Source organism: Citrobacter sp. SX206, assembly GCF_024181025.1.
In the GTDB taxonomy this organism is placed as follows: Bacteria; Pseudomonadota; Gammaproteobacteria; order Enterobacterales; family Enterobacteriaceae; genus Citrobacter; species Citrobacter youngae.
Genome location: NZ_CP049738.1, coordinates 4091200 through 4115184 on the forward strand (window position 1 = coordinate 4091200; position 23985 = coordinate 4115184).

Genomic DNA, 23985 nt, shown 5'->3' on the forward strand with positions numbered 1-23985 from the left:
ACAATTGAGCATGTAACGAATTGCGTTACATCACACTTCAAAAAAGTAAATAAAACGTTAATCACAACTTTGTAATCGCTTTCATATCACTATGAAAAATGCGGCTGAAGATATGGATTTTTCTGTCACAAAAGGGAAAGGAAAAGAAGAAAATGTGCGCCGCGAAATCGAAAACAAGCGGAGACATTCGGCGCGAGTTGGCTATAATACCCGCCACTTGTTTGCCATAGCTTATTTAAAGGAAACAGACATGAGCTTACTCAACGTCCCTGCCGGTAAAGATCTGCCGGAAGATATCTACGTTGTTATCGAGATCCCTGCAAACGCAGATCCGATCAAATACGAAGTTGACAAAGAGAGCGGCGCCCTGTTCGTTGACCGCTTCATGTCCACCGCGATGTTCTATCCGTGCAACTACGGTTACATCAACCACACCCTGTCTCTGGATGGTGATCCGGTAGACGTTCTGGTCCCGACTCCGTATCCGCTGGAGCCAGGTTCAGTGATCCGCTGCCGTCCGGTTGGCGTACTGAAAATGACCGACGAATCCGGCGAAGATGCAAAACTGGTTGCGGTACCGCACACCAAACTGAGCAAAGAATACGATCACATTAAAGATGTGACCGACCTGCCGGACCTGCTGAAGGCACAGATCACCCACTTCTTCGAGCACTACAAAGACCTCGAAGCAGGCAAATGGGTAAAAGTTGACGGTTGGGACAACGCTGAAGCCGCTAAAGCTGAAATCGTTGCTTCCTTCGAGCGCGCGAAGAAGTAAGTTCGCCTGCTCTGAAAACCCTGAACACCAGCCTCTGGTTAGTAAGGGTTTTTTTATGCCTGTGCTTTTCCTCCCTTTATTTTCCCGGTATCCCGCTGGTTTCTTTTTGACCTACCAGATTGGGTAGTCACATTTCATTTATCTTAATTGCGAATGAGATTAGATCTCATTATCATTCGCAGTATGTAAATAAATGTGAATAAAAGTCAATGAACCTCCACACTGTGAAGTCCCTGAAACACTATTCTTGTGTGGCGCTCGCCACAGCACTGTTATTTACCAGCCTGCCCAGCGTGGCGCAGACGCTACCTGAGAAAGATTTTCTGACCCACGACGTCGGGAACGGCGTGTATGAACTGGCGGTTGATAGTCAGCAGAACACGCTCTTTGCCGCCTCGTCTCCGTCATTTGATAAAGACAAAACCCGCGGGCTTATCTACAAACTCGATCTGGAAAAACTCACAACCACCGAAGTCATCGACACCAGCCGTCGTGCCTTTGCCACCGCGCTGGACGAAGAAAATCAGGTGCTATATGTGGGCAACACGCTGGAAGGTTCGGTAACGCTAATTGATACCCGCAGCGGTAAAGAGTTGGCGATACTGCAACTGAGCGAGACCAAAAATCCAAAGGAAATCGTCCATACGCGTGAAATGGTGCTCGATAAGCAGCATCACCGTCTGTACGTTTCCGGCGTGGCTGAAAAAGGCATTGTCTGGGTGGTGGATACGCAAAAGCGCGAAAAAATCGCCACCATTGAAAATATGGGTCAGTATCCGACCGGTATGGCGGTGGATGCAAATAAGAACCGCCTGTATGTAGTGAATGGCAGAAACGAGCTGATTACGCTGGACACCAGCAGCCACAAAATCATTAGCCGCTTTTCCATTGAACCCGCTAAAAAACATTTCTTCCTGAATATTGCGCTGGATGCAAAAAATAACCGCGCGTTCCTGACCGATCCGGATTTAGCAGATGTTTTGGTTGTCGATATTAATACTGGCAAAGTTATTGTGCCAATTAAGGTCATTAACTCTTTGGCAGTTATATATAACGAAAAACGCCAGGAAGTGTATATCACCCACCGCAATGCAAAGCGCATCAGCATTGTGGACAGCAAGACTTATCAGGTAAAACAAAGCATTGAAACCACTGCGTTACCTAACAGTCTTGCACTTTCTCATGACGCTAACACCTTGTATGTCAGCGTAAAACAGCCGGAAGAAATGATTGGCGTAAAGCCCGATTACGTGCTGAAAATCGATCTCTCTAAATATTAATAATTAAAAACGCTTCTTACACCTTGCAGCTTTTCCGGGTTGCAAGGTGATGCTTTTGTTTTTTACTTTTCAGGTGTCTTATATTATGAAAACGCGTCAACTTATTACGCTGACAGGGATCGTTGCATTCTCTGGCGGGGTTATTTTCCCCACTCAGGCAGAAGAACTCACCGAAACCTCACGCAATAATGAAGATGAAATGGTGATCACCGCATCCGGGTTCTCGCAGCAAAAGCGCGAAGCGCCGGCCACCATTTCAGTTATCGATCGTAAAACGCTGGATATTCAGCCGGACCGTAGCATTGGTGAAGCGATTAAAAACCTTCCTGGCGTCTCGGTTACCAACAGCAGCGGCATGAATGCGGGCAGCATTATGATCCGCGGTATGGACCCGTCCTATACCGCTTTTATGGTCAACAGCGTCAAACAAAATACCGGTGAGTCGCGCCCCTACGGCCATGATATCGGTACTGAAGCCAACTTCTTACCGCCAATGGAGGCCATTGAGCGTATCGAAGTTATCCGCGGGCCAATGTCCTCGCTGTACGGCTCAGATGCCATCGGCGGTGTGGTCAACGTGATTACCAAAAAGCCGTACGGCGCGAAAGACTGGACGACGGCGATTGCGGCGAATACCTGGCTTCAGGAACACCAGTATTTGGGTAATACCAGCCAGATGAATCTGTTTACCATGGGGCCGATTGTGCCAGATGTTCTCGGCCTTAGCGTAGCGGCCGACTGGCTCGACCGTCGCGATGACGATCGCAATGACTATTTCGGCAAACACAACCGTAAATCCGTTGATATGACGCTGGGCCTGGCCGCCAGCGAAAACAACCTGTTCGACCTCAACGTTGTCACCGGCGAGCAGGAGAAAAATCGCACTCAGAAACGCGGCGCGCCATGGTCATGGCTGTTCGATCGTAACGCCGCCACCCTGACACATACCGGCTGGTATGCAGATGACACCATCGCGACGACCAACTACATCAACTACGAAAAGGGCCGCTCAAAATACGTTTATGACGGTCAGTCCCCGCAGTATGTGCAGATGGAAAACTATGTCGCTAATTCGCAAACCACGTTTACACTCGACAACCATAAACTGACCATCGGGGCGAATTTTACCCGCGAAGAGTTAAATGACCGCTTTGATGTGGCTAACAAAACGCTGCCCGGCTCAGAGCCGGTAACCAAAATCAGCCGCAACGGCTGGGCGCTGTTTGCTGAAGATGGCTGGAATATTGACGATTTCATCCTGACCACTTCGGCGCGTATGGATCAGGACGATAACTTTGGTACACATATTACGCCAAAAATGTACGGCAACTGGGCCTTCAGCGATGCCTGGGCGCTAAAGGGCGGTATTTCGGCAGGATATAAAAAACCGGAGCTACGCGCGACCTCCAGCAACTTCGTCACCCCTTACGGCTCAACCGTGCCTTATCCCTTCCTGACGGTAGGTAATGACGACCTGAAACCAGAGAAAAGCGTTAACTCTGAACTGGGACTCTACTGGACGGGCGATGCGCTGGCTCTGGATAGCACGGTCTTCTATACCCAGTTCAAAGACAAAATCGCTGAACAAACCATTTGTGAAACCACGGCGACAAACCAGTGCTCAGTGAATGGCTACAAAGCAGATTCCGTCAGTAAATACTTTAACGTCAGTGAGGCAGACGTATACGGCATTGAGCTGAATGCCGACTGGCAAATTAGCGCCGACCTCAAAGCCAACGCTAACTACACCTGGAACCACAGCGAGCAGAAAAGCGGCGCCAATAAAGGCTACGCGCTAAACGACTACCCGCGTCATATGGCGAATCTGTCGCTGACCTGGGCGGCGACACAGAGTCTCGACGTGTGGAGTACGGTGAACTATCGCAGCAGTAACCGCAACAGTGGTAATAACTACAAATACGATGACTACACAATGGTTGATGTGGGCGTACGTTATCAGCTCAATAAGCACACGCAGTTGATGGCAGGGGTCTACAACGTGCTGGATGAGGATCCGAAGCTGACTACCGCGTGGAATGAATCCGCGCAGGTGGAAGGCCGTCGCTATAATCTCGGCGCGCGCGTAGAGTTTTAAGCCTTAAATAAACAACGCCACCCGAAGGCGGCGTTGTTTATTCTCGTAGCGATATATCAGTACTGGTCTCGGTCTAACCAGTTACCGCTTTCAATCAGCGTTAATCCCTCGACTGAACGTTGGTACACGTACATCCATGCACTTCCGTACGGCGTCTGAATTAACTGGCGTGCATATTCGCCACCTCGCGTACGCAGAGCGTCAAGCTCTGCCAGCGTGGCGTTGTCAATACGATAAACTTCCCCGTGTACCGTTCCGTTCCCCGGAACCGCGCCTGGATAGTGGCCCAGGCTGTACAACTGGTAGTTGTCGATACTGAAATTTCCCAGCAACAGGGCATTGGTCATCCAGTGGCTGTTGCCTTGTTTGGTTCGTAAACTGCCGTAGACAAATATTCGCATTGCTAAAACTCGAACTGATAGAGCAAATCAAGTGCCTGATCTACGCCAGACACTGCTTCCAGATATAGCTTAGGCATCAGACGATAACGTAGCGTGAGTGTCGCTAAGGAGTCAAATATACCCACACCATATTTCACCTGCAGACCTGGCAGTACGTATCCGCTGACAACCACCTGAGATGAGTCCCCCACCCCTTGTGTGTCCAGTGCCAGATTGCTTACGCCAAACGTCTCCCCGATTTTACCCACAACCTGACCACTTTGTGCAACCCCTAAGCCAATAAGCATTGAGGTCATCGCCGCGCTGTCGCTCTGTTCGCTATCAAGTCCTTGTCCGCGTAGCAGGTAGGAAAGCGCCATTTGCTGCGACATTGCCGGGTCGGAGAAGATCTCCGCCTTCGGCTCATCAGCAGTGCCGGTGACGCGAACGCCGGCGATCACGTCGTCTTCGGTGGCATCCGGGTTACGAATCGCTTCGATGTTGAGCAGCGGCTGATCCGGCGGGCCGGAGAACAACAGTTCGCCCTTACGCACAATCAGATCCTGACCATAGGCATGGAAGCGACCGCTCGGAATATTAATTTGCCCGTTCAGCCCCAGCCCCTGCTTATCCTGTGCCACTTTCAGGTCGCCCGTCAGACGCGCTTTCAGACCAAAGGCGTCAATACGCACGTTGTTACCGACGTGGATGTTCAGGTTGCTGTTGATCGGAATACCGGCTGTCTGCGGTTTTTCCGGCTGCAGATTGTTGTTCAGCATGACCATGTCGCTGGAAACCCCGACCGCGCTCTCCGGCAGGTCGTGTACCACGATACGCGCCCACGGCACATCGACGTTGCCATCGAGAGTAAACAGGCTCGGCGTGGCTTCAAAGACCACGTCCGGCGAGACATCCAGGCGAACCATCGGCGGCACGGTAATACGTACCCTGCTACCTTTAGCCGCGACGCGCGCCCGCCAGTTGTCTATCTGACTCCAGTCGGCATCGCCGCTCAGGTTAATTTCTCCCTGCTGCGTACGCACCACGCCCGCCAGCGTTGAACGTGTTCCGGTGAAGTTAACGGCTAACTGGCTTGGCTGCATGTCAAACGGCATAAAGTTACCGTCTATATCCAGACCGCTCAGTTGCAGCTGTCCGAGTAGCTGCGGGCTTTGCACATCGCCGCCCAGCCGCAGGTTGGCGTTGATCATCCCTGCTGCTTTTTCACCACGCGAGAAGATGGGGTTTACCATCGCCAGATTGAAGTTTCGAATATTGACGTTACCGCCCAGATTACGGCGTCCTTGCGGGTCTGTTACCTGCACCTGTCCATCAAACTGTCCGTTGTTGGTCAGGCGAATCAGCCAGCCCAGCTCGGCACGGTTATTGTGCAGGTCGGCGGTCAGATTCAGCGTTTCAAACGCCACGGGGAGCGGTGCATCATTCACGCTTTGCGTGACCTTCACGTTACGTCCATTCAGCGTCACTTGCCCCTGCGGCAGCCCTTCTTTGGTGGTGTCCCAGCTCACATCGGCTTTACCGGTGAACACGCCGCTGGCCTGGGTTGCATCCGGCATAAACGGTTTCAGCATCGCCAGATCGAAGCGATTCAGGTTCACCACCGCGCGCCCTTCTGCACCCGCATCAATGGTTTGCGGTACGCACAGCTCCGCATTCGGGTTGTTCCAGCAGTGCGGCCCAATGCTGATTTTCTGTTCCTGGTTACGGTAATCCAGCGCAATCGCGCGGTTCAACGACCACGGGCCCACCGGCGTCTGGAAGCGCGTATTGCTTAACTCCCCTTTCCAGCGCTGTTCTTTGCGATCAAAGCTACCCGCCAAATCAAGCTGTCCGGAAACCGGTTCCCCCTGAATGCGCAGCTGTAGATCATGCTGCTGTTCACTGCCTTTGGCGTTGAGCGTCACCAGGCCGATATTCACGTCAGGTTGTACAATCCGCTCTACGCGCACGTTGAGATTACCGGCGATTTGCTCGGCCGATTTCACGTCGCCTTCGACGCGCACCTGAGCAACGGAAAGTTCCTGCCAGCGCAGACCACGGGCGGTAATATCCGCCAGCAGCTGTGGCGCTTCAACCGTACCGCGAACTTTAACCAGCCCTTTCGCCGTACCGCCTAACCCCGGCAGGGCGTTATCCAAACTTGGGGCATCAATCGTCGCGTCGAGGTTGAGGTCTTTAACCCCCAGTTCCCCTTTCACATCCGCGCTGTTGCGCCCCAGCTCCAGATGCAGGCCCGGAATGATCCATTGCAGGTAACTGTTCCCCTTCAGCGAACCGTTCACATTGACCTTATTCTGTTTTACATTCCCGGTCAGCTTCAGCTCCGGAACCTCCATCTGCCAGCTTCCGCCATACAGACTGCCGCGGGTTTTCACCAGACCATTCAGTTTTGACGGCCAGTCCGGGATCGCTTTTGCGGTGTTGATACCATCCAGCGTTAGCTCCCCGCGCCAGCTGATCGCCTGCTGCCAGTCCACCAGCGCTTTCAGCTCGGTTTTTCCTTCCAGCGCCGCAACGCTGAGTTTGTCGAGATTGATCTGCTGTTCGTTGCCTTTAGCGTCCAGCGTGATGGTAGCTGGAGGAATATCCTGTCCCTTCACGGCGGTACGCATCGACAACGTGTAGTCGGTCATCTTGCCGGTCAGCTTGAGCTTGATGTCATCGGCCTGAAACTGTTTGTCGCCGGTAAACGGCCAGTAAATCTGCTTACTCACCACTTCCAGATTGAGCGGCAACCCGGCTTCCGCCAGACGCGTTTGCGCCCGCAGATCCATATCCACCGGACCGGACAGGTTTATGCCGACTTCCAGTTGGTCACGCAGCGCGCCGCCGACCTTCAGCTTCACCTTTTCGCCTTTTAACGGGTCGATGTTCAGCGTGCTGTTTAACGTAATATCGACCGGCCATGTGTCGGTGAGCTGCGCCGTGCCGCTGGCTTTTACCGCCCCCTGATTCGAGTCGATATCCAGCGCGTCCAGCTTCATGTTGCCGTCAATGCTGCTCACTTTCAGCAGCATGCTATGGACCGTTAAATCCGTATCTCCGGTCACGCGCAGTTGCTCGCCGCGAAACTCTTCAATATTGAGATTGAGCGGCAGATGGACATCGGTCATTTCCGGCAGCACCGGCTTTGAGAACAGATCTTTTAGCGTTTCGCCGAGCGGTTTTTCATCCGGCTGCGGGTTTTGAATCTTCGGTTCGACAACCTCTTCCTGCGCCACTTCCGCCACTTTGGGCAGAGCAATCAGCAGCCCCTGTAATGACGTTGGCTTCAACGTCAGCGTTTTTTCCTGCCAGTTCAGGCCGGAGGTAAAATCCAGCACCGACACCGTGGTGTCATCGATTTTGATATTGATGTTGTTCAGCGCCACGCGCGAAAGCGTGATGGGGTAAGGCGTGGAAAGATTAAGCGGACCGCTCTCTTCTTCCTCAACCGGCGCAGATGGCGGCATCTTTTTACTGTCGATCGCCACATTGATGTTTTTCAGTGCCAAATCGTTGACGCACAGACTGCTGTCCCACAGGCAGTTAAGCCCCACGGCCAGATGCACTTCGCCGGCATTCACCGCCACGCCAGGCTGGTCATAACGAATATTTTTCAGTGATAAATCCCGCCAGCCGCCGGTGACCTGACCAATCTCCAGCCCCGGAACCCAACGATTAGCTGCTTTGAAGATCAGATGCAGGCCCGAGGTGGTACCGACGAGGAACGCCACCGTGCCTAACAACAGCAGGATAAAAATCAGCACACCGAGGCTTATCTTCTTCCATAAACTCATAATTCAGGCCCCAGACCGATGTAAAACTGTAAACCATGTTCATCTTTGTCACCGACCGGGACGGCAAAGTCGAGCTTGATAGGCCCCACTGGTGATTGCCAGCGTACGCCGACCCCGGCACCGGTTTTGAAATCGCTTCGGCGAATATCGCTGACCGCTTCACCGCTATCGACAAACATCGCGCCCCACCATTTACCGGTCACGTTGTACTGGTATTCCAGCGAGCCAGTTGCCAGCTTGGAGGCCCCTTTCAGCTTGCCGTCGCTACCTTCCGGCGAAATAGATTTGTATTTATAGCCGCGAATACTGCGATCGCCCCCGGCGAAGAAACGCAGGTCCGGCGGTACTTTGTCGAAGTCGCCGGTTTCAATCCAGCCGAGATTACCGCGCATCACAAAGCGATGACGATCGTACAGCGTACGGATCCAGACGTTTTGCGCCTGAAAAACCGAGAAATCAACATCTGACCCCCAGGCGGTGTTGGAGTAATCAATAGAATAACGCTGAGAGTCGCCCCAGACAGGCATCAAGCCGCCGCGTGAGCGCGTCCGGCTGATCATCACGCCCGGATAGAGCAGCATAGTGGTGTTGGTGACGTTACCCTGGGTAAAGTGGTCGAGGCTCCAGCGCAGGTTAATCGCGCGCTGCCAGCCGCTGGAGAGGTCCCAGTAGCGGGAAACCGCAAGCGTCGTGGAGTCCTGCTCGGTGTCGTTTAAATCGGTTCGCTTAAAGCCGCCCTGTACCAGGTAATACTGTTCCAGCGGGTTCTTTAACAGCGGCATTTTATAGCTGAAATCAAGCACCTGCTCTGGTGCCGAGATACTGGCGCTGGTCGTCAGGCTGTGGCCGTAGGAGTTCATCCACGGCTTTTTCCACGAGGTTTTCACCCGTGGCCCGACGTCAGTTGAATAGCCGACCCCGGTTTCGATGGTGTTTTCGGTGCGCGGTGAGACCACGCCTTTCAGCGGCAGCACTTTGGTTTTGCGGGCTTTATCAAACTCCGGCGCGACGACCACGGAGTTAAACCATCCGGTCGCCGACAGACGACGGTTCAGTTCGCCCAGATCTTTCGACTCGTACTCTTCACCTTCTTTAAAGGGCACCAGATTTTGCAGATACTCATCGCGAATTTGCGAGCCTTCAAAGGTGACATGCCCAAAGCGATAGCGTTCGCCGCTGTTGTAATCGATATCCCAGAACGCCTGGCGGCGCTCAAGCGCTATTCCAAGCTGGCTTTTATTAAATTCACTGTCGAAATAACCTTTGCGCAGCGCCACGCTGGTGAGTGACTTTTTGAAGTTGTCATAGTCCCCCTGATTCAGCACGGTGCCGATTGCCGGGCGCGTTTTCAACAGATCCAGATAATCTTTATCCGTACGCGCGCCACCCCGCAAAATCACCTCGGTGCCACCAATCAGCACCGGCTCGCCGGGGGTCACTTTGGCGATCAGCACCTGGCGGCCTTTCGCCGGCGGTGGACGTAGTTCAAAATCAATGGTCGGCTCAAAGTAGCCCAGCGCTTTTAGCCCTTCGCGGATGGCATCATCAACGCGCGCACGAAAGCGTCGGTCTGGAGTGACTTCATCACTTTGAATCGTGGACAGCTGCGCACGGACGTTTTTCTCCAGCGGTCCTGATAATCCTTCGACCTGTAAGCGAACATTCGCGGCGGCGGCGGAGCCACTTAAGCACAGTAATCCCACCCAACATAACTGACGGATATGTGGCACATTTTCTCCTGAATATCCTTTTTTCCCACCCCTGGAAAAAAATACTATGCCGTTCCTCGGCTTAACAAAAAATCAACAATAAGAGTTGAAAAACAGACGACAACCCAAATATTTCTTATGTTTAACTCTAGACGTATTCACGCCGTTTATTGTGGGCAAAGACGCGTCTCGTTACAACCTTAACCCAAATGACTGATTTCGGGAGAACGGCCATGAGTTTATTTGATAGAAAGCATCTTGTTACTCAAGCAGATGCGCTACCTGGACGCAACACCCCGATGCCAGTGGCAACGCTGCATGCGGTTAACCAACATTCGATGACCAACGTGCCCGACGGTATGGAGATCGCTTATTTCGCCATGGGATGTTTCTGGGGCGTTGAGCGTTTATTCTGGTCATTACCCGGGGTATACAGCACGGCGGCCGGATACACCGGCGGCTACACCCCAAACCCAACCTATCGGGAAGTGTGTTCTGGCGACACCGGGCATGCCGAAGCGGTACGCATCGTCTATGACCCGCATGTTATCAGCTACGAACAACTGCTGCAGGTGTTCTGGGAAAATCACGATCCGGCGCAGGGCATGCGTCAGGGGAACGACCAGGGCACGCAGTATCGCTCCGCCATTTACCCGTTAACGCCGGAACAAACCGCCGCCGCACAGGCCAGCCTTGAGCGTTTTCAGGCAGCAATGACCGCCGCAGGCGACGAGCGCACCATTACCACGGAAATCACTACGGCAACGCCGTTCTATTATGCCGAGGACGATCACCAGCAGTATCTGCACAAAAATCCTTACGGATATTGTGGTATTGGCGGAATTGGCGTTTGCCTGCCGCCGCAAGGATAATCGCCGCCCTCTGGCGGCTTTACAGTACCTTACGCTATACTAGCTCCTGAAATTGCCGGTCCACTCCCTTCGGACCGGTTTTCAATGTGTATTTCACACAGATTTATCAATTTATCCCTTCCGAGGATCTGGCCTTAACGGTCGGATAAGATATGTTAAACAGTATTTTAGTCATTCTCTGCCTGATCGCCGTGAGTGCGTTTTTCTCGATATCCGAGATCTCGCTTGCTGCGTCACGCAAAATCAAACTTAAACTGCTTGCCGATGAAGGCAACGTAAACGCACAGCGTGTTTTGAAGATGCAGGAAAACCCCGGCATGTTCTTTACCGTTGTGCAAATTGGTCTTAATGCGGTTGCTATTCTTGGCGGTATCGTCGGTGACGCGGCGTTTTCACCGGCATTTAACGGTCTGTTCTCGAAATACTTCGCCCCAGAGCTGTCCGAACAGTTAAGCTTTATTCTGTCGTTCTCCCTGGTGACTGGTCTGTTCATCCTGTTCGCGGATTTAACCCCGAAACGCATCGGTATGATTGCGCCAGAAGCTGTAGCTTTGCGTATCATCAACCCGATGCGCTTCTGTCTGCTCGTGTTCCGCCCGCTGGTATGGTTCTTTAATGGTCTGGCAAATAACATTTTCCGTCTGTTTAAGATCCCGATGGTGCGCAAAGACGACATCACCTCGGACGATATTTACGCCGTAGTAGAAGCCGGCGCATTGGCAGGGGTTCTGCGCAAGCAGGAACATGAGCTGATCGAAAACGTATTTGAACTGGAATCCCGTACCGTGCCGTCTTCAATGACCTCGCGCGAAAACGTTATCTGGTTTGATCTGCACGAAGATGAACAGAGCCTGAAGAACAAAGTGGCGGAACATCCGCATTCCAAGTTTCTGGTCTGTAACGAAGATATCGACCACATCATTGGCTATGTTGATTCAAAGGATCTCCTCAACCGCGTACTGGCAAATCAAAGCATGGCGCTGAACAGCGGCGTACAGATCCGCAATACGCTGATTGTTCCGGATACGCTGACGCTCTCAGAAGCGCTGGAAAGCTTCAAAACCGCAGGTGAAGACTTTGCCGTCATCATGAACGAGTATGCACTGGTGGTGGGGATTATTACGCTTAATGACGTAATGACGACACTGATGGGTGACTTAGTCGGCCAGGGTCTGGAAGAACAGATTGTGGCGCGTGATGAGAACTCATGGTTAGTTGATGGTGGTACGCCGATTGATGACGTGATGCGTGTGCTGGATATCGACGAGTTTCCGCAGTCCGGCAACTATGAAACCATCGGCGGTTTCATGATGTTCATGCTGCGTAAAATCCCGAAACGCACCGACTCGGTGAAGTATTCTGGCTACAAATTTGAAGTGGTGGATATCGATAACTACAAGATCGATCAGCTGCTGGTGACGCGCCTGGACAGCAAACCTACCGTTCTGGTACCAAAGCTGCCGGATGCAAAAGAAGAGACCAAAGCGTAATCCCGCCAGAAACATCAACGGCTCCCATCAGGAGCCGTTTTTTTAACTACTGCATAGCACTTTGATCAAGCCATCTCAGTTTGCAGACGCAAGACCTGACGGTTAACTTCGGACATAACAGAAAAATGCAGTTTGTCCTTCACTTTTGGGATAAGAATCTTACCCTTATCAAACTCAAAAGCGCCTACGTCCTTGATATATAACCGTCCACGAAACAGGATCTTCACGTACTTCGCCACCTGCAGCGGGTTGTATCGTTGGAAAATTTTCATTGTATCTCCTGCTGAGCGTTACGCCTTTGCGGTACCACAATCGGTCCGACAATCCTCAGGCGCAAATTTTAATGCCTTATGACTATAGACTATCTGAACGATGTTTCCAGCGTGTATAAGTTTATTTACCTTCAGGTTACAATTATTCAGAATTATCTTTTCAACGCTTCGCGGTCTTCAGTATAAGCCTTCATTTTTCGCAGGATTTGTGCGCCCGTCCGCAAACTGGCATCGCGCTTGCGGGAAAAAGCATCATTCGCACATATGATTAAATTCCAGGCCCAAGTGGTCGGATCACCTGCAAAATAAAGAAAGAAGGAAAACCCATGACCTTACAAAAACTGCTGGCCCTATCGTGCCTGCTGCTGCCGATGATTGCCTCCGCACATTCGTTTGAGACTAACCAGCGCGTGCCGCCGGTGGGTATTGCCGATCGCGGCGAACTGATTCTTGATAACGATAAGTTTAGCTACAAAAGCTGGAATAGCGCGCAACTGCCAGGGAAAGTCCGTATTGTGCAACACATCGCTGGACGTACCTCCGCCAAAGAGAAAAATGCGACACTGATTGAAGCCATCAAAGCCGCCAATCTGCCGCATGATAAATACCAGACCACCACTATCGTCAACACCGATGACGCCATTCCCGGCTCCGGTATGTTTGTGCGCAGCAGTCTGGAGAGCAATAAGAAGCTCTACCCGTGGTCGCAATTCATTGTCGACAGCAATGGCATTGCGCGTAAGGCCTGGCAACTGGATGAAGAGAGCTCCGCTATCGTCGTTCTCGACAAAGACGGACGCGTACAGTGGGCAAAAGATGGGGCGCTAACGCAGGATGAGGTGCAGCAGGTGATTGCCCTGCTGCACAAACTGCTCAGTAAATAGAGACGCGGAAGCCGGGGTTGAGGAACGATTCACGTGGGGTGTAATCCAGAGGTTTCCCCTGCCAGTCGTGAACGTGCGCTCCGGCTGCGGCAGCAACCGCGTGGCCCGCAGCGGTGTCCCACACGTTTGTGGGTCCAAAACGCGGATACAGTTGCGCCTGCCCTTCCGCCACCAGGCAGAACTTCAGCGAGGAACCAATCGAGGTGGTCTGGTGCTCACCCAACTGTTGCAGATACTCTTTTAACTCATTGTCGGCATGGGAGCGGCTAATCACCACCAGCGGCGGACGCGCATCACGCACCTGGATTTGTTTGCGCACGCCGCACTCTTCTTTCCACGCTTTACCTTCTGCTGCGCTGTACATCACTTTCATTACCGGCGCGTAAACCACGCCCAGAACCGGCTTTCCCTTCTCGATAAGCGCAATGTTAACGGTAAATTCACCGTTACGCTTAATGAACTCTTTGGTCCCATCCAGCGGATCGACCAACCAGTAGCGCTGCCAGTGTTGACGAACATCCCAGCCCGGAGGCGCCTCTTCAGACAAAACCGGAATATCCGGCGTCAGCGCCAGTAATCCCTCAAGGATCACAGTGTGCGCTGCGATGTCTGCCGCCGTGACCGGAGAATCGTCCTGCTTGCTGGTAATCTCCATCGGTTTGATTCCATCGTAGACCTGCATAATGGCATCGCCCGCGTTCCGTGCAAGCTGGCATACATGTTCTAGCATTCTCCACCTCGTTTCTTTCGTGGTGTTAACTCGTTGTTTTACTTATACCCGATCGCCAGGGGATCCGCCAACTGTGATAGCGTCTGCGGTTTTAGACGCTATATTCATGTCATGATTCACAGTTCTGTAAGCAAGAAGATTTATATACATTTTCTTTTGTGGCTTAGATCTTAAAAGGATGCCCCTGATGATTAAGTTTAGTGCAACGCTTCTGGCTACGCTGATTGCAGCCAGTGTGAATGCCGCGACCGTCGATCTACGGATAATGGAAACCACTGATTTGCATAGCAATATGATGGATTTCGATTATTACAAAGATACGGCGACTGAAAAATTTGGCCTGGTGCGTACGGCGAGTCTTATCAACGCTGCGCGTGGTGAAGTCAAAAACAGCGTGCTGGTTGATAACGGCGATTTGATTCAGGGCAGTCCGCTCGGGGATTACATGGCGGCCAAGGGGCTGAAAGCGGGCGAAACTCACCCGGTCTATAAGGCGCTGAATACGCTGGATTACGCGGTGGGTAACCTCGGCAACCATGAGTTCAACTACGGTCTTGAGTATCTGCACAACGCACTAGCCGGGGCGAAGTTCCCTTACGTTAATGCCAATATCATCGACGTTAAGACCAAAAAGCCGCTGTTTACGCCTTATCTGATCAAAGACACTGAGGTTGTCGACCAGCAAGGGAACAAGCAGACGCTGAAGATAGGCTATATCGGTTTTGTGCCGCCGCAGATCATGACCTGGGATAAAGCCAACCTCAGCGGTAAAGTGACGGTGAACGACATCACCGAAACCGCACGTAAATACGTGCCTGAGATGCGAGCCAAAGGCGCGGATGTGGTGGTGGTGGTAGCTCACTCCGGGCTTTCAGCCGACCCGTATCAGACAATGGCGGAGAACTCCGTTTACTACCTCAGTGAAGTCCCGGGCGTGGATGCCATTATGTTTGGTCACGCTCACGCCGTCTTCCCGGGTAAAGACTTTGCCAATATCAAAGGCGCAGATATCTCTAAAGGTACCCTGAACGGCGTTCCGGCGGTGATGCCTGGCATGTGGGGCGATCATCTGGGCGTGGTCGATCTGGTACTGAATAACGACAGCGGGAAATGGCAGGTCACCCAGGCGAAAGCCGAAGCACGTCCGATTTATGACGCGGCGGCGAAAAAATCACTGGCCGTTGAAGATAAGAAAATCGTTGAGATCCTGAAAGCCGATCACGATGCCACGCGCGAGTTCGTCAGCAAGCCAATCGGTAAATCCGCCGACAACATGTACAGCTACCTGGCGCTGGTGCAGGACGATCCGACTGTGCAGGTGGTGAATAATGCGCAGAAAGCCTATGTAGAGCACTTTATTCAGGGCGATCCGGATCTGGCGAAGCTGCCGGTGCTTTCCGCCGCCGCGCCGTTTAAAGTGGGCGGGCGTAAGAACGATCCGGCCAGCTTTGTTGAGGTGGAAAAAGGCCAGCTTACCTTCCGTAACGCCGCCGACCTGTACCTTTATCCCAATACCCTGGTGGTGGTAAAAGCCAGCGGTAAAGAGGTGAAAGAGTGGCTGGAATGTTCCGCCGGACAGTTTAATCAGATTGATATCCACAGCAGCAAACCACAGTCGTTGATTAACTGGGATGGCTTCCGTACCTATAATTTCGACGTGATTGATGGCGTGAATTATCAGATTGATGTTTCACAACCCGCCCGCTACGACGGGGAATGTCAGACCATTAATCCGAAAGCGGAACGTATTAAAAATCTGACCTTTAACGGCAAACCAATCGATCCGAATGCCACCTTCCTCGTCGCGACCAACAACTACCGCGCCTACGGCGGTAAGTTTGCCGGAACCGGCGACAGCCACATCGCGTTTGCATCACCGGATGAAAACCGCTCGGTGCTGGCGGCATGGATAGGTGCCGAGACGAAGCGTGCCGGTGAAATTCATCCAGCGGCAGATAACAACTGGCGTCTGGCGCCAATTCACAGCGATACGCCACTGGATATTCGCTTTGAAACATCACCGTCTGATAAAGCCGCGGCGTTTATCAAAGAGAAAGGGCAATATCCGCTGAAGAAAGTCGCGACCGATGACATCGGTTTTGCCATTTACCAGCTGGATTTGAGTAAGTAACTTTAGTGCCGGATAAGGCGTTAGCCGCCATCCGGCAATACTTTACGCCGCCCGCTCTTCCCGCTGCGCCAACACCTGCGGCAAATTCAGTTCTATCCAGTCCGCCAGTGCGGCGACTTTATCGCTCACCTGCTCACCCAACGACGTCAGGCTATACTCCACATGCGGCGGTACGACCGGATACGATACCCGGTTGATAAACCCGTCCTGCTCCAGCGCTTGCAGAGATTGCGCCAGCATCTTTTCACTGACGCCGCCCATCTTACGGCGCAAATCGCTGAACCGGTGCGTACCGTCGCGCAGCGCCACCAGAATCAATACGCCCCAGCGGCTGGTGACGTGTTTTAACACCTCGCGGGAGGGACACTGTTCGGCAAACAAGTTGCCATCGCGTAACTGCTGGGAGAGCGTCGAAGCTGTCATTTTCATACTAACCTTTTTGTACGTACTTACTAAAAGTAAGTTTAGGTGTTAGCGTGATTAAACACAAGACCAATACCAGGGAGTCACCCCATGATCGCGATTACCGGCGCCACCGGCCAACTGGGCCAACACGTTATTGAATCTCTGCTGAAAACCGTTCCTGCCAGCCAGATTGTGGCAATCGTGCGTAATCCCGCTAAAGCGACGGCGCTTAGTCAGCAGGGCATTACCGTTCGTCAGGCGGATTACAGCGATGAAGCCGCCTTTACAACTGCCTTGCAGGGTATCGACAAGCTACTGCTGATCTCGTCGAGCGAAGTGGGTCAACGCGCCCCGCAGCATCGCAACGTAATTAACGCGGCGAAAGCTGCCCACGTGAAATTTATCGCCTACACCAGCCTGCTACATGCCGACTCTTCCCCACTGGGATTGGCTGATGAGCATATCGCAACCGAGAAGATGCTGGCTGAATCCGGTATCGCCTACGCGCTGCTGCGTAACGGCTGGTACACCGAAAACTATCTCGCCAGCGCCCCGGCCGCGCTGGAACACGGCGTCTTTATTGGCGCGGCAGGTGAAGGTAAAATCGCCTCGGCGACCCGCGCCGACTATGCCGCTGCCGCCGCGCGCGTCATCAGTGAAGACGGTCACGCCGGTAAAACCTATGAGCTGGCGGGCGACGCAGGCTGGACCCTGAGCCAGTTGGCTGCCGAACTGGCAAAACAGAGCGGTAAAAAAGTGGTGTATCAGAACCTGAGCGAAACTGACTTTGCCGCCGCACTGAAGGGCTTTGGTCTACCAGCCGGGCTGGCGGACATGCTGGCTGACTCAGACACTGGCGCCTCCAAAGGCGGTCTGTTCGACGACAGCCATACGCTAAGCAAACTGATTGGTCGCCCGACCACCTCGCTGGCTGACAGCGTCAAAGGCATCGTGTAAGTGTTAAAAATTAGTTAATTGTGGTGGCATCCCCGCGCATCCTCTCTGATAATGACAGGATGATGCGTGGGGAGAGAAAACGTGCAAGGTGTACCTGAGCAGTTTATTGATGAGAAAGACAGCGCCCGCTTTCGCCATCTGGCGCAGGTGCCGGGCGTAGAGCTGTATCATGCGCACATCTCACGTTACGCCTTTGAGCCGCACACTCATGAAGCGTTCGGCATTGGCGCGATAGAAGCCGGAGCCGAGCGTTTTCGCTATCGCGGCACGCAGTACGTGGCCCCCGCCCATTCCGTCGTAACCATGAATCCCGATGAGCTGCATACCGGCGAAGCCGAAACCGCCGACGGCTGGCGCTATCGGATGATTTATCTTGAGCCCGATCTTCTGGAAGAGGTCACCGGGATCCGCCACTGGTGGTTCCATGACGTTACCCGTCACGATCCGCTGCGCTCGCGCCAGATCTGCTCGCTGATCCACGGCCTGTGGAACACGGAAGATCCGCTGGCGCAAAAAGGATTATTACTCGATCTGATCGACACGTTCCAACCGCTGGCCCGCCATGCGCCGGTATTACCGGAGGGGGCGCATCGCTTTGAACGCGTGCGCGAGTATCTGCACGATAATTACATGCACCCGGTCACGCTCGATGAACTGGCGCGGGTGGCATCGCTGAGTCCCTGGCATTTTCAGCGCCAGTTCAAATTGCATTTTCACGTCACGCCGCACCAGATGCTGATGGCGATCCGTCTGTGGCGAGCCAAAGGTTTTCTTACCTACGGTATGCCCGCCGCAGAGGTCGCCGCCGCAACCGGCCTCACCGACCAGTCGCATCTCACCCGCGCCTTTACCCATCGCTACGGCATTACGCCGGTACGTTATCAGAAACAAGTCGTCCGGCGTTGATCAGCAATCTCATACAATACGGCGGCATTTTTCCTGCCTACACTCGACCTTATGTTAAGCGATGTGGATGTCAAAAATGATTAGCGGTGTGTTGTATGCCCTGCTGGCCGGGCTGATGTGGGGATTAATTTTTGTTGGGCCGCTGATCGTTCCGGAATACCCGGCGGTGTTACAGTCGATGGGGCGTTATCTGGCGCTGGGGCTGATCGCATTGCCGATTGCCTGGCTGGGACGTGTGCGCCTGCGTCAACTCGGGCGGAAAGACTGGGTAACTGCGCTGACGCTAACAATGATGGGGAATCTGATTTATTACGTTTGCCTGGCAAGCGCTATCCAGCGCACCGGCGCACCGGTCTCCACCATGATTATTGGGACATTGCCGGTGGTGATCCCGGTCTTCGCTAACCTGCTCTACAGCCAGCGTGATGGCAAATTATCATGGTGGCGTTTGTCGCCTGCGCTGGTGTTGATTGGTATAGGCCTGCTGTGCGTGAATATCTCGGAGCTGAATCAGGGACTCCCTGACTTTAGCGGCTGGCGATATGGCTCTGGCATCGCACTGGCGCTGATTTCAGTGATGTGTTGGGCGTGGTATGCGCTGCGTAATGCCCGCTGGCTGCGCGAGAATCCGGATAAGCACCCGATGATGTGGGCGACGGCCCAGGCACTGGTGACGCTGCCTGTTTCTCTGCTCGGCTATATTGCCGCCTGCCTGTGGCTGAACGGGCAAACGCCGGACTTCGCTCTGCCCTTCGGTCCGCGTCCAGCCGTGTTTATCGGCCTGATGATAGCCATTGCGGTATTGTGTTCTTGGGTTGGCGCACTGTGCTGGAACGTCGCCAGCCAGAAACTGCCGACGGTGATCCTCGGCCCGTTGATTGTCTTCGAAACGCTGGCTGGCCTGCTGTACACCTTTATTCTGCGCAAGGAATTTCCGCCGCTGCTGACGGTAAGCGGTATTGCGCTGCTGATAATAGGCGTGGTGATTGCGGTGCGGTCAAAACCGCAGAAACCGGCGGTAGTGCCGGTTTCGGGGGATGCCTGATGGCGCTGCGCTTACCAGGCCTACAAGGACTGTACGATCTCATGTAGGCCGGATAAGGCGTTTACGCCGCCATCCGGCGCGACACTTTAAACACCGCCACCGTCTGGTTCAACCGCGCGGCCTGCTCTTCGAGCGCGGCGGCGGCGGAAGCGGACTCCTCCACCAGCGAGGCGTTTTGCTGCGTGACGCGATCCATCTCAGCCACCGCCTGGCCGACCTGATCGATACCCCGACTCTGCTCATCGGAGGCCGAGGCGATCTCGCCCATAATATCGGTCACGCGGGTCACGGCGCTGACGATTTCCGCCATCGTTTCACCCGCTTCATGCACCAGCGCTGTACCGGCATTAACCCGATTCCCTGAGTCATCAATCAGCGCCTTAATTTCTTTTGCCGCCTGAGCGCTACGCTGCGCCAGCGTGCGGACCTCACCGGCAACGACAGCAAAGCCGCGCCCCTGTTCGCCCGCGCGCGCCGCTTCTACCGCCGCGTTCAGCGCCAGAATATTGGTCTGGAAAGCTATGCCGTCGATAACAGTGGTAATTTGCGCAATTTTACTGGAACTGGTGGCGATTTCATCCATCGTACGCACCACACCGTCGACCACGGCTCCACCTTTCTGCGCCGTCTGCGAGGCATTTTTTGCCAGACTGGTCGCCTGACGCGCGTTATCCGCATTCTGTTTCACGGTCGCGGTGAGTTGTTCCATGCTGGCAGCAGTTTCTTCCAGAGAAGCAGCCTGCTGCTCGGTACGTGAAGAGAGATCGTTACTGCCAGCGGCAATTTCACCCGCCCCGGTATAGATGGTGTCAGCCCCGTCACGCACCACGCTGACAGTGTTCGCCAGCGCCTGCTGCATCTCGCGGACGTTCTGGGCCAATAGCGCCATTTCGTTACGGCCATCAGCAGTAATAGTATGGGTCAGATCACCTGAAGCGATATGCCGAATATGCCCCATCACCTCGTGGAGTGGTTTCAGCAGGACACGCTGCATGGCAATCCAACTGACGATAATGACGGCCAACACAATCAACAGTATGGCGGATAACAACCAGATAATTTTCTGGTAGTCATTTTCGTTATCCCGAACGCCCTCATTTGCCAGCGCGGTTTGCGCGCTACGCCATTCCCGATAAACTTCCTGCATGGCCGTCTGCTTTTGCTCGGCATTCTGTTTGAACATCTCTTCCAGCTTGCCTTCAGCCAGCAGCGCGTTCATTTTTGCCAGCGCAGTAGAATAGATACCGTACTGTTCTTCCAGTCGATCGGCCAGATGCTCATCCAGTCCCGGCGTTTCCGGCAAGGCGTAGTAGGTATCGTAATGCTCTTTCGATTCGGCCAACAGGCGATTTGCCGTGTTCACCAGTTCCTTCAACTGACCGCCGTTAATATCGCTGGCCATCGTGCCCTGTAAACGTAGCATGCCCCGGTTGAGCGTGACGCGAGCCTGGTTCAGGCTAATCCATGCATCGGTAAACTCCGCCACGTTCTGGCTGGAAAGTTGAGACACGTTAAAGTTCTGCTTATCGTTATTGAGCGCGCCAATAAATACGCCTGCGGAAATGAGCTGCATCGCGCCCAGGGCGAGTAACACGGTGATAAGTAAGGTTATCACTTTGATTCGTTTGAACATCTGTTGCCTTTTAATTATGCAGGTATTGTCTGAGGTCTAACTATCGGCAGCTGCGTCGGCTTATTTAATCTTGTGGCGTAGCTTTTTTCGCCGCTTTGTCCCTTTTCAATAAGATTCAGCATGTTAACGAGATAAGAAATTTTCGTGACAATCATCACAAAATCCTCTGACCCGAAAGGGTTATATCCTTCCCCATAAGTTGCATTTAAAATACATCTTATATTATTGAGAATGAGGTAACGGCTATGTCTTATCGCGATCAACCTTTAGGTGAACTGGCGCTCTCTATTCCTCGCGCTTCGGCCCTGTTTCGTAAATACGATATGGATTACTGCTGCGGCGGTAAGCAAACGCTGGCACGCGCTGCCGCACGTAAAGAGCTGGATGTGGAAGCTATCGAGGCGCAGCTCGCCCAGTTGGCTGAACAGCCGCTGGAAAAAGACTGGCGTACCGTGGCACTGGCAGAAATCATCGACCATATCGTCATTCGATATCATGATCGCCACCGCGAACAGCTGCCGGAGCTGATCCTGCAGGCCACTAAAGTTGAACGTGTTCATGCCGACAAGCCGAGCGTACCGCGTGGTCTGGCGAAGAACCTGACGATGCTGCATGAAGAGCTGTCCAGCCACATGATGAAAGAAGAGCAGATCCTGTTCCCAATGATCAAACAGGGCATGGGTAGCCAGGCGATGGGGCCAATCAGCGTGATGGAAAGCGAACACGACGAGGCCGGCGAACTGGTGGAAGTGATCAAGCACATCACCCACAACGTGACGCCGCCGCCAGAAGCCTGCACCACCTGGAAAGCCATGTATAACGGCATTAACGAGATGATCGACGATCTGATGGAACACATCAGTCTGGAAAACAATGTGTTGTTCCCGCGTGCCCTCGCAGGTGAATAAAAAAAGGCGCCCGAGAGCGCCTTCCTGAAGTCCGAATTCGGCCACTGCTTATGTGGCCTTTTTTGTGTCCGATATGACAACGCTTAACGCATACCCGCCATACGTTTCTTACCGATAAACAACCAGCCCAGACCCAGCGCGATGAACCACAGCGGCGTCACCATCAACGCCTGACGGGTATCTTCTTCCAGAGTCAGCAGCACCAGTACGAAGACAAAGAACGCCATACATACCCAGCACATTAGCTTGCCTAACGGCATCTTGTAGATCGATTTCTCATGCAGGTGTGGACGCTGTTTGCGGTACACCAGGTATGAGCAAAGAATGATGGTCCAGACAAACATAAACAGGATTGCCGACACGGTGGTGATCATGGTGAACGCGCCAATCACGCTCGGGTTCACATAGAGCATCACCACGCCGCCCAGCAGACAGATACAGGAGAAGGTTAAACCTTTCGCCGGAACCGCGCGTTTAGACAGCTTGGCAAACGCTTTAGGCGCAACGCCTTCCTGTGCCAGGCCGAACAGCATACGGCTGGTAGAGAACACACCGCTGTTTGCGGAAGAGGCCGCTGAAGTCAGCACCACAAAGTTAATCAGGCTCGCCGCCGCAGGCAGACCGACCAGCACAAACAGCTCAACGAATGGGCTCTTGGTTGGTACTACCGAGCTCCACGGCGTCACGGACATAATCACGATCAGCGCGAAAACGTAGAACATGATGATACGGATTGGAATCGAGTTAATAGCGCGCGGCAGAGACTTTTCCGGATCTTTAGTTTCTGCAGCCGTCGTACCTACCAGCTCAATACCAACAAACGCGAAGACTGCTATCTGGAAGCCAGCAAAGAAGCCGCTCAGACCTTTCGGGAACCAGCCACCGTCATTCCACAGATGCGTGAACGAAGCCTGAACGCCGGTTGGCGACTGGAAGTGCGTCAGTACCATCACCAGACCGACGACAATCAGGCCGACAATGGCGACGATTTTGATCATCGCAAACCAGAACTCCATCTCACCAAACATTTTCACCGTGGCGAGGTTAAGAGCCAGCAACAGAATGATCACCGCCAGTGATGCCACCCAGTCTGACAGTCCGGGGAACCAGAATTGCGCATACGCCGTAATCGCAACGACGTCTGCCATCCCGGTAACCACCCAGCAGAACCAATAGGTCCAGCCGGTAAAATACCCGGCCCATGGCCCGAGCAGGTCGGAGGCGAAATCACTAAAGGATTTGTATTCGAGATTCGAGAGCAGTAATTCTCCCATTGCCCGCATCACGAAAAACAGCATAAAACCGATGATCATATAGACAAAAATGATCGACGGCCCGGCGAGGCTGATGGTTTTCCCTGAGCCCATAAACAGGCCGGTACCAATAGCGCCACCAATGGCAATAAGTTGAATATGACGGTTTGTGAGATTGCGCCGTAGCGACTGTTCAGACGAAGCCTCTTCAACGGCGTCGACTTTTACCTGATCTACCATGTTTTTTCTTCCTGTACCTGTCTGTGTTGTTCAGGCTCTACGGCCTTTAGTGTGTCTATGATACGACGATCCTGTTGGCAGGACTCATCGATATTAGGTAAGAATCGGCGGGATGAATACTAAGATTTAGATATAATGTTAATTTTATGTTTAAAGTGAGTATCATATCACTCTGATAGCGAGAATCAGTTCACAAAAATACACGCAATAACATCAT

General features: G+C 53.2%; 19 protein-coding genes. 11 read left to right on the top strand and 8 right to left on the bottom strand.

The features are described from left to right. Positions 1-250: 250 nt before the first annotated feature. From ppa to G8S19_RS19780, 3 genes are all read left to right on the top strand, one after another. A complete protein-coding gene (ppa, locus tag G8S19_RS19770; RefSeq protein WP_048212857.1) occupies positions 251-778 on the top strand; it encodes an inorganic diphosphatase in 528 nt (175 codons plus the stop codon). A gap of 209 nt (positions 779-987) precedes the next feature. Further along, the gene (locus G8S19_RS19775) at positions 988-2058 is read left to right on the top strand and encodes a YncE family protein (RefSeq protein ID WP_253685778.1); all 1071 of its coding nucleotides are present in this window, start codon (positions 988-990) and stop codon (positions 2056-2058) included. Positions 2059-2143: 85 nt separating this feature from the next. Continuing rightward, complete coding sequence (locus G8S19_RS19780) at positions 2144-4153, top strand: TonB-dependent receptor domain-containing protein (protein WP_253685780.1); 2010 nt, start codon at positions 2144-2146, stop codon at positions 4151-4153. A 56-nt stretch (positions 4154-4209) separates the two neighbouring features. Here the strand turns inward: G8S19_RS19780 and G8S19_RS19785 are convergent, their stop codons facing one another. Genes G8S19_RS19785 through tamA form a run of 3 tightly spaced genes read right to left on the bottom strand, consistent with a single transcriptional unit; the run spans position 4210 to position 10063 of the window. Further along, positions 4210-4554 carry a gamma-glutamylcyclotransferase gene (locus G8S19_RS19785; protein ID WP_048212859.1) on the bottom strand — a complete coding sequence of 115 codons (345 nt, stop codon included), beginning with the start codon at positions 4552-4554 and terminating at the stop codon, positions 4210-4212. 2 nt (positions 4555-4556) lie between these two features. Continuing rightward, a complete protein-coding gene (tamB, locus tag G8S19_RS19790; RefSeq protein ID WP_253685782.1) occupies positions 4557-8333 on the bottom strand; it encodes an autotransporter assembly complex protein TamB in 3777 nt (1258 codons plus the stop codon). After that, the gene (gene tamA, locus G8S19_RS19795) at positions 8330-10063 is read right to left on the bottom strand and encodes an autotransporter assembly complex protein TamA (protein ID WP_003025718.1); all 1734 of its coding nucleotides are present in this window, start codon (positions 10061-10063) and stop codon (positions 8330-8332) included. The genes tamB and tamA overlap by 4 nt, the downstream gene beginning before the upstream one ends. Positions 10064-10275: 212 nt before the next feature. Here tamA and msrA point away from each other — a divergent pair, with 212 nt between their 5' ends. After that, positions 10276-10914: a peptide-methionine (S)-S-oxide reductase MsrA gene (gene msrA / locus G8S19_RS19800; RefSeq protein WP_003830412.1), complete on the top strand. Its 639-nt coding sequence runs from the start codon at positions 10276-10278 to the stop codon at positions 10912-10914. 152 nt (positions 10915-11066) lie between these two features. Next, positions 11067-12404, top strand: a complete 1338-nt coding sequence (locus G8S19_RS19805; protein WP_061067115.1) for a hemolysin family protein — start codon at positions 11067-11069, stop codon at positions 12402-12404. 65 nt (positions 12405-12469) lie between these two features. Here the strand turns inward: G8S19_RS19805 and G8S19_RS19810 are convergent, their stop codons facing one another. Beyond that, positions 12470-12676 (bottom strand): DUF1107 domain-containing protein, encoded by a 207-nt coding sequence (locus G8S19_RS19810; protein ID WP_003025710.1) that lies wholly within the window; start codon positions 12674-12676, stop codon positions 12470-12472. A 326-nt stretch (positions 12677-13002) separates the two neighbouring features. On the opposite strand from G8S19_RS19810, the gene G8S19_RS19815 reads away from it, so the two are divergent. After that, a complete protein-coding gene (locus G8S19_RS19815; RefSeq protein WP_048212864.1) occupies positions 13003-13560 on the top strand; it encodes a YtfJ family protein in 558 nt (185 codons plus the stop codon). Here G8S19_RS19815 and cysQ read toward each other — a convergent pair. Continuing rightward, entirely contained in the window at positions 13550-14290 is a 741-nt protein-coding gene (gene cysQ / locus G8S19_RS19820; RefSeq protein ID WP_124020787.1) for a 3'(2'),5'-bisphosphate nucleotidase CysQ, read from the bottom strand. The two genes, G8S19_RS19815 and cysQ, sit on opposite strands and share 11 nt — an antisense overlap. 187 nt (positions 14291-14477) lie before the next feature. Between cysQ and cpdB the strand changes: the two genes are divergently transcribed. After that, positions 14478-16421, top strand: coding sequence for a 2',3'-cyclic-nucleotide 2'-phosphodiesterase (cpdB, locus tag G8S19_RS19825; protein WP_061067113.1), 1944 nt, complete (start codon positions 14478-14480; stop codon positions 16419-16421). Positions 16422-16463: 42 nt separating this feature from the next. Here cpdB and G8S19_RS19830 read toward each other — a convergent pair whose 3' ends face one another. Beyond that, complete coding sequence (locus G8S19_RS19830) at positions 16464-16844, bottom strand: helix-turn-helix domain-containing protein (RefSeq protein ID WP_048213485.1); 381 nt, start codon at positions 16842-16844, stop codon at positions 16464-16466. Between the two features lie 90 nt (positions 16845-16934). Here G8S19_RS19830 and G8S19_RS19835 point away from each other — a divergent pair, with 90 nt between their 5' ends. The 3 genes from G8S19_RS19835 (at position 16935) to G8S19_RS19845 (ending at position 19734) form a co-directional block, all read left to right on the top strand. Continuing rightward, the gene (locus G8S19_RS19835; RefSeq protein WP_124020789.1) at positions 16935-17783 is read left to right on the top strand and encodes an SDR family oxidoreductase; all 849 of its coding nucleotides are present in this window, start codon (positions 16935-16937) and stop codon (positions 17781-17783) included. Between the two features lie 81 nt (positions 17784-17864). Next, positions 17865-18689 carry an AraC family transcriptional regulator gene (locus G8S19_RS19840; protein ID WP_048213486.1) on the top strand — a complete coding sequence of 275 codons (825 nt, stop codon included), beginning with the start codon at positions 17865-17867 and terminating at the stop codon, positions 18687-18689. A gap of 76 nt (positions 18690-18765) precedes the next feature. Continuing rightward, positions 18766-19734 carry a DMT family transporter gene (locus G8S19_RS19845; protein WP_253685784.1) on the top strand — a complete coding sequence of 323 codons (969 nt, stop codon included), beginning with the start codon at positions 18766-18768 and terminating at the stop codon, positions 19732-19734. Positions 19735-19795: 61 nt separating this feature from the next. Here G8S19_RS19845 and G8S19_RS19850 read toward each other — a convergent pair whose 3' ends face one another. After that, positions 19796-21367, bottom strand: a complete 1572-nt coding sequence (locus G8S19_RS19850) for a methyl-accepting chemotaxis protein (RefSeq protein ID WP_124020790.1) — start codon at positions 21365-21367, stop codon at positions 19796-19798. A gap of 245 nt (positions 21368-21612) precedes the next feature. Between G8S19_RS19850 and ytfE the strand changes: the two genes are divergently transcribed. Continuing rightward, positions 21613-22275 carry an iron-sulfur cluster repair protein YtfE gene (gene ytfE, locus G8S19_RS19855; protein WP_048212870.1) on the top strand — a complete coding sequence of 221 codons (663 nt, stop codon included), beginning with the start codon at positions 21613-21615 and terminating at the stop codon, positions 22273-22275. 83 nt (positions 22276-22358) lie between these two features. Here the strand turns inward: ytfE and cycA are convergent, their stop codons facing one another. Then, positions 22359-23768 carry a D-serine/D-alanine/glycine transporter gene (gene cycA, locus G8S19_RS19860; RefSeq protein ID WP_048212871.1) on the bottom strand — a complete coding sequence of 470 codons (1410 nt, stop codon included), beginning with the start codon at positions 23766-23768 and terminating at the stop codon, positions 22359-22361. Between the last annotated feature and the right edge of the window lie 217 nt (positions 23769-23985).